Source organism: Geobacillus sp. LYN3, assembly GCF_003064505.1.
Lineage (GTDB): Bacteria > Bacillota > Bacilli > Bacillales > Anoxybacillaceae > Parageobacillus_B > Parageobacillus_B toebii.
On the sequence record NZ_QCWL01000001.1, the window covers coordinates 2090078 to 2098650 of the forward strand.

Sequence of the window (8573 nt, forward strand, 5' to 3'; positions counted from 1 at the left end):
TATATACTAAAAATATAAACCCCGCCTTCCTCCACAGCTAAAGCAGTGGGCTTCCGGCGGATGTTCTCGTGAGCAACCATTAGTTAAAACGGCATTTTTGTACGAAAAATACAAAAGGTTTGAAACTATGTTCATTCGTATACGCGGTGGATTTTTCTGTTTGCGTTCAAACGGATTGGCAGTCTTTACGCAAACCGATTCGCATAGACCAGTTCTGTTACGGACCGTTGGGATAGTTCATTGCGCGTTTTATGTTTTTTGCAGGAATTGGAAATAGCGAGAAAACAAAAGACCCGCCTAAGCGGGCCTTTTGTTACTCCGCAAATAAATCGGATGATAAATAACGCTCTCCCGAATCCGGTGCTATACAAAGGACACGAGCCCCTTTTGGAAGCTGTTTGGCCACCTCAACCGCATAATACGCACTCGCAGCGGCGGAAGCGCCGACGAGAATGCCTTCTTCTGCAGCAAGACGGCGTGCCATCATTTGCGCATCTTCATCTTTAATGAGAAAAATATGATCGTAAATATCGCGGTTTAAAATTTTCGGAATAAAACCCGGACCTGTACCTGGGATTTTGTGCGGCCCTGGCTTTCCTCCAGATAATACAGGAGAGCCATATGGTTCTACTACGTAAATTCGTAAGTGAGGAATTTGTTTTTTTAGTTCTTCTCCTGTCCCTGTCACCGTTCCGCCAGTACCAGCTGTTAACACAAATGCATCAAGTTTGCCGCCAAACGCTTCAAAAATTTCCCGTGCCGTGCTATGGCGATGCGCATCTGGATTCGCCGGATTTTCAAACTGCATCGGGATGAAACTGTCTGGGATTTGCGCGGCAAGCTGGTTCGCTTTATCAATCGCTCCTTGCATCCGTTTTTCCGCCGGCGTTAAATATACTTCCGCCCCGTACGCTTTTAAAATTTTTACCCGCTCTACCGTCGCATTATCCGGCATCGTGATAATGCAACGGTAGCCGCGGGCCGCACAAACCATCGCCAAACCGATTCCGGTATTGCCTGAAGTCGGTTCGATAATGGTGCTTTTCCCCGGCACAATCTTTCCTTCTTGCTCCGCGCGCCGAATCATTTCAAACGCTGCCCGATCTTTTACGCTTCCCCCGGGGTTAAACGATTCTAGTTTCATATACACATCCGCGCCATTTGGATCAGGAATTCGGTTTAATTTGACAATCGGCGTGTTGCCGATTAAGTCTAAAATAGAGTTGTATAGCTTCATCGTAAATCCCCAACCTTTATTAAAAATTATTCTTATATGATTATAGGGCTTTTTTCATTTCCTTTCAATGATGGCTACTCAGTGTATATCGGAAGCTGAATTACCACTTCCATTCCTTTCCCTTCTTCGCTGAAAAACGATATCGTGCCATTATGAAGGGAAATAATTTGTTTGACAATCGCCAAACCTAATCCCGTACCGCCTTCTTTTCTTGTTCGTGCCTGATCAACGCGGTAAAATCGTTGTCCAAGAAGCGGCAGCTTTTCTTTTGGAACTCCTTTTCCTGAATCACGAATGATCAGTTGACAACTCGCATCGCTAACTTTTTTCAGTCGTATATGGATCTTTCCCTCGGCTGGGGTATAACGAACAGCATTATCTAAAAGGTTTTGCACCACTTGTTCAAGCCGGTCGGCATCTCCTTCCAAAATAATATCGTGATCTAATTCCATATTAAGTGTAATTTGTTTTTTTTGTAAAAACGGTTCGTATTTTGCGACCGTATCTTCGATCACTTGCGCAAATACAAGCGGTGTTTTTTGCAGCGGTACACTATTTCCTTCTAATCGCGCCAAATCAAGCAAGTCACGAACAAGCCGCTCCATCCGGTCTGCTTCACGGTGAATGAGTTGAACATATTTTCTTTCCTCTTCTTCTGTCTTCACCAGCCCTTGTAATATCGCTTCGCTATATCCTTTCACATAGCTTAACGGCGTCCGCAATTCGTGAGAAACATTCGCTAAAAATTCGCGTTTTCGCATATCTTCTTCAGCAATTGCTTTTGCCATCACATTAAACGCTTTGGCAAGCCTGCCAACTTCGTCGTTTGTCCGAACCGGAATTTGCGCCCGATAATCTCCTTGCGACATATGATATGCTACTTTTTCCATTTCTTTTAACGGATCTGTGATATGACGAGCCATTCGCTTTCCGGCAAGAAGAAGGACAAACACAAATAAGGTGGCAAGAGGAAGCCAAATGACAGCGACATCTTTTGTCAATTCTTTAATGCTCGCGAGCGGAATATAAAGATAAAGCGCTCCTTGTAACCGATGCTCATCTAAAAGCGGTACAATCACCCCCATAATTTTGCGGTGAAATCGCTTTTCATAACCGATTTTCGTGACCGTATCACCGCGCAATAATTTGGATCGATCATCGCCCTTAATTAATGATTCATATTCAACTCCAAACGGTAAACAAGCACTTAATTCACGAGGATTATTAACTAAAAGTACTTCCGCCGTTGATTTTTCATTATACCATTCGACTTGTTTGCGGAACGCATCGGTAATCGGACCGCCCCTATAATCAGCTGCTAGCAGTTTTCCTTCTTCCATTAACGTCTGCTCTACTTTATCGACATACAATTTTTGATAAAAATAATTTAATAGAAAATAAGAAAATGAAACCGTCAAAAGAACTCCAATGCTAATCATTAACCAAATTTTTTGCCCTAACGTCATCGACTTTGGCTGCATTCACGACACCTCAAATTTATATCCGATTCCCCAAACGGTTTGAATAAAATTGCTTGCTTTTTTTAATTTCATGCGCAATGTTTTAATATGTGTATCCACTGTTCTTGCATTTCCTGTATAATCATATCCCCATACTTGGGCAAGCAAGTCTTCCCGGCTAAACACTTGTCCGTGATGTTTAGCCAAAAATAAAAGCAAATCAAATTCTTTTAACGTAAGCACAACCGGATCTCCATCCACCGTTACTTTTCTCCCTCTTTCATCAATCACGAGCGGCCCGAACGACAGATCTTCGTTCTTTTGTTTGTTATGGTATGCACGGCGCATAATCGCTTCGATGCGGGCAATAAGCTCACCGGGACTAAACGGTTTCACAATATAATCATCACCGCCAAGCTTCAATCCTTTTACTTTATCCCATTCATCTCCCCTTGCCGTTAAAAATAAAATAGGAACATCGGATTGTTCGCGAATGCGGGCGCATAACGTAAATCCATCCATTTTTGGCATCATTACATCAATTAAAATCACATCCACCTTATTGTTTTTAAGAATTTGTAACGCCTCTTCTCCATTCTCCGCCTCTAAATAAGAAAAGTTAGCATTTTCCAAATACATCCCGACTAAAAATCGCATATCTTCTTCATCATCCACGATTAAGACCGTTTTCTTTTCCACCGTCATTCCCCTTTCGAATGAGTAATTGAAATGGACCTTTCCCTGTTTTCCATCGAGCGATTATCTTCATCGTACGCTGGTCAACGACATAGATTTCATTGCTATCATAGCTAGCGATATATAGCCGTTCATTTGCTCCAATCATGATAAAAGGATTCGCACCTATCGTTACAGATGCCTTCAAATTTCCGGAATCATCCCATTTCCGTAATATGTTAGAACCATGACTTAATGCAAATATTCCTTCGTTTGTTTCAACAAAACTCACTGGCATCGATGGCGCTTTCATCAGTTTTATTAACGCCCCCGTTTTTATAGAATAAATACGGATGTTTGTTTCCACTGTACTACCGCTTCCGTGTCCCCCGATCCATAATTCCTGCCGACCATCACGAAGCAAGCCGCCAAACGCAAACTTTGGAACAGAAAACGTACGGATAACACGCCGTTTGTCGACATCAACGGCATACGCTTTTGTATTATGGAAATCAATCACGTATATAGTTGTGCCTGCTTTATTTTGTAATAAAGTTAGCGGCTTATTCCCTACTTCGATTTTTGCTTTTTCTTTTCCTTTTAGATCAAATACCCGAAGTGCTTTTTGCCGTTCGTCTGCCAAAAAAACTGTATTCCCTTTATTAGACACAAGCGCACCGACAATTCCTTTTCCTGTTTTCCATTCGCTTTTTTCCTCCCCTGTCCTCATATCATATAAATAAACACGATCTAGTTCATTACCGTACAATAACAACGTTCTGTCGTCCCGAAGCAATACGGCGCCTTTTATCGGTTTCTGCAAGTTCCATTCTGCGACCTTCCTTCCTGTTTGAAGATCAAAAAAGGTCACACTTTCATCGTTCACATTTACGCTTATTAGCACTTCGAGGCGTTTTGGAACAGCCGGAAACGTTTCTCGTTCACATCCATGAATGAATAACATTCCTAACACTGCTAGCAATACACATATCGCTCTCATTGCTGCCCTCCATTTGTCCTTTTGTTGATAAGTTGATTATAAACAAATATGTTGAAAAATTTGTGAAAAATTGTCCACATTTATTCATCAAATAAAGCATCTTGCTTACAACATTGCAAAAGAACGCGCAGAAACAAACATGAATATCGGTGAGTTTGTTTACAATACAAATCTTGGACGAAGATTAGTCGTGAAGTATGCACTTCAGTCAACATTGTCAATGGAAGAATTGCGCCCTCTCATCGACGAAATCAATCTTTTGTTTGATCAATTTTTGTTTTATGCCGTTACAAAATATGCTGAGTTGAAAGAAGCAGAGTTGCGGGAGAAAAATTTATTTATCACCCAATCCCATAAAGACCGCTTAACACTGCTTGGACAAATGTCATCGAGCTTCGTACACGAATTTCGTAATCCACTTACTGCCATTATGGGGTTTATCCAATTATTAAAATTCGAACATCCAGATTTACCATATCTCGGTATTATTGATCATGAACTTCAGCAATTAAAATTCCGCATTTCGCAATTTCTTCATGCATCAAGAAAAGAAATCATAGAAAGCGAAAAAGAAACCTTTTCGCTTTTGCGTCTATTCGAGGAAATTATTGAATTTTTATATGCAAGTATTGTCGATGGAGACGTAGAAGTATCCATGGACATCGACAAATCGATACATATCTTTGCCTATAAAGATCAGCTTCGCCAAGTATTCATCAACATTTTGTTAAATTCCATTGAAGCGGTGAAAGAAAAAGACAAGCCCCGCTGCATTTATATCGACGCTTTCCGTCAGAACGAGTCCGTTTATATTAAAATCACTAACAAATGATAACGATGATAGATGTTTTGCGCATTCCTTCTCACCGTCCATTAAGAATATGTAACACGCATAGTGTGCCCCCCTTTAATGGAAATTACCCATATTATTACAGTAACAAAGAGGAGTAAACCTTTGCATCTATCTGATTATGAAACTTTATTACATATACAATCTTTTAAATTTTATTAAAATAGAATAAAAAATTATTTTAATAAAAGTATTTTATTTGATCTTTTGTATAAAATAACGGTGAAAACCTTGTTAAAAATTTGGAATTATCTATTTATATATAATTTTATTGACATATAAATATTTTGTAAATTAAAATTAACACTGTATTAACAAAGTCATTATATTAGCAAGGAGGAAATATAATGAGTGCATTACCGGAAACACAGACGCTGCAAAGTCAGCGCACAAAAATGAAGCATCCTCCCGGGCTTTATTTATTATTCTTTACAGAGCTTTGGGAACGATTTAGCTATTATGGAATGAGAGCGATCCTTGTTCTTTATTTAACAACAGAACTTGTCAGCGGCGGATTAGGAATAAAACCAAGCGTCGCAATGACGATTTATGGATTCTTTACTGGCGCTGTTTATTTCACCCCGCTCGTTGGCGGTTATTTGTCTGACCGAGTTTTAGGCAGAAGATTGGCGATTACGATTGGCGGTATTACGATGGCGCTCGGTAACATCGTACTGTTTGCCATTAATAACCAAACAGGACTATATATCGGCCTAATTTTATTGATTATCGGTAATGGCTTCTTTAAACCAAATATTTCAACACTTGTCGGGGAACTTTATGCTCCAAACGATAAACGGAAAGACGCAGCATTCACCATTTTCTATATGGGAATTAACTTGGGAGCATCATTTGCGCCACTTGTATGCGGATATTTAGCGGAAAAATATTTCGCAACGAACATCAATGGCGTCATCCATTACGGATTTAAATACGGATTTTTAGCTGCTGCGATCGGTATGATTATTGGACAATTAATTTTCAATATATTTGGAAATCGTTATTTAGGAGATATCGGTAAAAAACCTGCCGGTGCACCAGCGAAAACAAACAAAGCAACAGAACCAAAAACAAAAGCTCCTTTAACAAAACAAGAAAAACAAAACGTTGCCGTGATTTTTATTTTAACGTGTTTTGTCGTTTTCTTCTGGGCTGGTTTTGAACAAGCTGGAAGCTCGTTAACGTTATATACCGATAAATTCGTTGATAAGTCGATTGGCGGCTGGACGATGCCTACTTCTTGGTTCCAATCACTAAACCCATTCTTTATCATCGTGTTGGCACCAATTGTTTCGCAAATCTGGATCAAGCTTTCGAATTCAAAACGTGGTGACTTGCCAATTCCGGCAAAAATGGGTCTTGGCATGATTTTACTTGGTCTTGGATTTGCCGTACTAATTCCAGCTGTATTACAAACAGGAAGCGACGAACATCATGTTGTTGAAAAAGCGAATTTGTTATTCATTATTTTCACTTACTTCCTTCACACGCTCGGTGAACTTTGCTTATCACCGGTTGGATTGTCCATGGTAAGTAAACTTGCTCCTGTTCGATTAGCATCGCTTCTCATGGGTGTATGGCTAGCGGGAACTGGTGTCGCGCAATTGTTGGCTGGCCAATTAGCTGCGTTTACGCAGTCGTTAGGCTATTTAGAAATTTTCAGCTTAATTAGCGGTGTAACCATCGGACTAGGGCTTATTTTGCTATTATTGACGAAAAAACTTGTGCGAATGATGAACTAAAAAGCTGGATCCCTTTTATGGGACCAGCTTTTTTTCATAATTTTTTTCTGTTGGCTCACCCTATAACTAGTGAGGTGACACATTGATGAATAAACAAACTCTTTTCGCTATCACTGCTGGAGTTGCTATTCTTTTTATTATGATTGCAGCAATTGCAACGACATATCGTCCGACAGTCCACCATGAAGAAACGAATCAGTTAAGACCGAAACCAGCCCCTTATGTGGCAACAACGCCCCGTTCCCATCCGACTGTCGTTACATTGAATAGTCTAGCAATGGGCGAAAAAATCAAAAACAAGTTAAACAGCCACCCGAAAATAATAAAAATCGATCATAACGGCCGCGACAAAAGCCATTATTTTAATCATGAAATTACGGTTCGGTTTCGAAAACTTCCTGCAGCACAAGAGCTCCAACGAATAGAACGAGCAATCGCCGGAAAATTGATCAATCAGTTTGATCATTTTTTTATCTTTCGTTCTAACAGCAAAACATATCATGAATTACTCTATTACTTTCAATCAATTCCAACGGTTGCCTACAGTGAACCAAATTACATTTATTTGCAAAACGAAATTCCAAATGATTTATTATATTCACGTTATCAATGGAATTTGCCAGCAATCGACACTGAGGCAGGCTGGACGTTATCGCGCGGAAAAAAAGGCGTTGCCATTGCCGTTATTGACAGCGGGATTGATTTAGATCATCCCGATCTCGTTCATCGCCTGCAAAAAGGATATAACGTTCTCGCGGATAATGCCATTCCCGAAGATGATAACGGTCACGGTACGCACGTAGCGGGCATTATCGCCTCACAGCCAAACAACCGCGAAGGTGTTGCTGGAATAACTTGGTTTAACCCCATTATGCCGATAAAAGCATTAAATTCCGAAGGATACGGCACAAGTTTTGACGTGGCCAAAGCCATTCACTGGGCAGTTGACCACGGTGCAAAAGTCATCAATTTAAGTCTTGGGAATTATCAGCCTTCAACCATGTTGGAAGAAGCTATTCGCTATGCATATGATCGCGACGTCGTACTCATTGCCGCTTCTGGAAATGATAGCACGGCGCAGCCTAGCTTTCCAGCTGCATACCCTGAAGTTCAGCTCTGAGGAGTAAAAATTCTTCGAGATAAATTGAGCTTCTAGCCCCCAAATTTTGATAAATATGCGATAATTAATCTGGATTTATCAAGATTTAAGGGGGATTTGTGAATGTTAACAAGGAAAGAAAAAAGAGAAAGAGAAAAAAACCAAAATTTTTTTTTTTATTTCGTTAAGATTCAAAATCATTTCTTTAAAGACTTGGTAAAACAACTAAAAAAAGTAAAAGATAAAAGGCATCAAAGCTACATTACCTATGGTCCAGAAACAATCCTTTACACCATTCTTCTTAAAAGTGTATTTGGAATCAAATCAATGAGAAGTATGACCGAATTGTTTAATAAGGATGAATGTATCGAAAATATTCGAGTAGTTTTGGGTTTGAAAGAGCTCAACGAGCTCCCGCATTATGATACAATTAATGACTTTTAGCAAAGTTGGAGCCAAAAGAGCTTGAAACCATAAGGATTTATCTAATCAAAAAACTTTTTGAAAAAA

Annotated in this window: 7 protein-coding genes and 1 pseudogene; 4 read left to right on the forward strand and 4 right to left on the reverse strand. The window is 39.8% G+C overall.

The features are described from left to right. Positions 1-313: 313 nt before the first annotated feature. The 4 genes from cysK to DCC82_RS10880 all read right to left on the reverse strand — a co-directional run bounded on the left by cysK (position 314) and on the right by DCC82_RS10880 (position 4372). Complete coding sequence (gene cysK, locus DCC82_RS10865) at positions 314-1237, reverse strand: cysteine synthase A (RefSeq protein ID WP_097354591.1); 924 nt, start codon at positions 1235-1237, stop codon at positions 314-316. A 74-nt stretch (positions 1238-1311) separates the two neighbouring features. Next, positions 1312-2718: a sensor histidine kinase gene (locus DCC82_RS10870; protein WP_097354592.1), complete on the reverse strand. Its 1407-nt coding sequence runs from the start codon at positions 2716-2718 to the stop codon at positions 1312-1314. Next, complete coding sequence (locus DCC82_RS10875) at positions 2719-3396, reverse strand: response regulator transcription factor (RefSeq protein WP_286170478.1); 678 nt, start codon at positions 3394-3396, stop codon at positions 2719-2721. Further along, positions 3365-4372 carry a YncE family protein gene (locus DCC82_RS10880; protein ID WP_097354594.1) on the reverse strand — a complete coding sequence of 336 codons (1008 nt, stop codon included), beginning with the start codon at positions 4370-4372 and terminating at the stop codon, positions 3365-3367. Before DCC82_RS10880 ends, DCC82_RS10875 begins: the two co-directional genes overlap by 32 nt. Before the next feature lie 91 nt (positions 4373-4463). Between DCC82_RS10880 and DCC82_RS10885 the strand changes: the two are divergent. The 4 genes and pseudogenes from DCC82_RS10885 to DCC82_RS10900 form a co-directional block, all read left to right on the forward strand. After that, positions 4464-5198: pseudogene (locus DCC82_RS10885) on the forward strand (histidine kinase N-terminal domain-containing protein); the annotation flags it as partial. A gap of 371 nt (positions 5199-5569) precedes the next feature. Continuing rightward, positions 5570-6964, forward strand: a complete 1395-nt coding sequence (locus DCC82_RS10890) for a peptide MFS transporter (protein ID WP_097355099.1) — start codon at positions 5570-5572, stop codon at positions 6962-6964. Between the two features lie 85 nt (positions 6965-7049). After that, a complete protein-coding gene (locus tag DCC82_RS10895) occupies positions 7050-8084 on the forward strand; it encodes a S8 family serine peptidase (RefSeq protein WP_233252986.1) in 1035 nt (344 codons plus the stop codon). A gap of 102 nt (positions 8085-8186) precedes the next feature. Beyond that, the gene (locus DCC82_RS10900) at positions 8187-8507 is read left to right on the forward strand and encodes a transposase family protein (protein WP_233252987.1); all 321 of its coding nucleotides are present in this window, start codon (positions 8187-8189) and stop codon (positions 8505-8507) included. The last annotated feature ends 66 nt before the right edge of the window (positions 8508-8573 follow it).

Bases quoted from the DNA above. Each gene is read 5' to 3' on its own strand.
- DCC82_RS10895 (WP_233252986.1), top strand. From the start codon at position 7,050: ATGAATAAACAAACTCTTTTCGCTATCACTGCTGGAGTTGCTATTCTT.
- DCC82_RS10870 (WP_097354592.1), bottom strand. From the start codon at position 2,718: ATGCAGCCAAAGTCGATGACGTTAGGGCAAAAAATTTGGTTAATGATT.
- DCC82_RS10890 (WP_097355099.1), top strand. From the start codon at position 5,570: ATGAGTGCATTACCGGAAACACAGACGCTGCAAAGTCAGCGCACAAAA.
- cysK (WP_097354591.1), bottom strand. From the start codon at position 1,237: ATGAAGCTATACAACTCTATTTTAGACTTAATCGGCAACACGCCGATT.
- DCC82_RS10880 (WP_097354594.1), bottom strand. From the start codon at position 4,372: ATGAGAGCGATATGTGTATTGCTAGCAGTGTTAGGAATGTTATTCATT.
- DCC82_RS10900 (WP_233252987.1), top strand. From the start codon at position 8,187: ATGTTAACAAGGAAAGAAAAAAGAGAAAGAGAAAAAAACCAAAATTTT.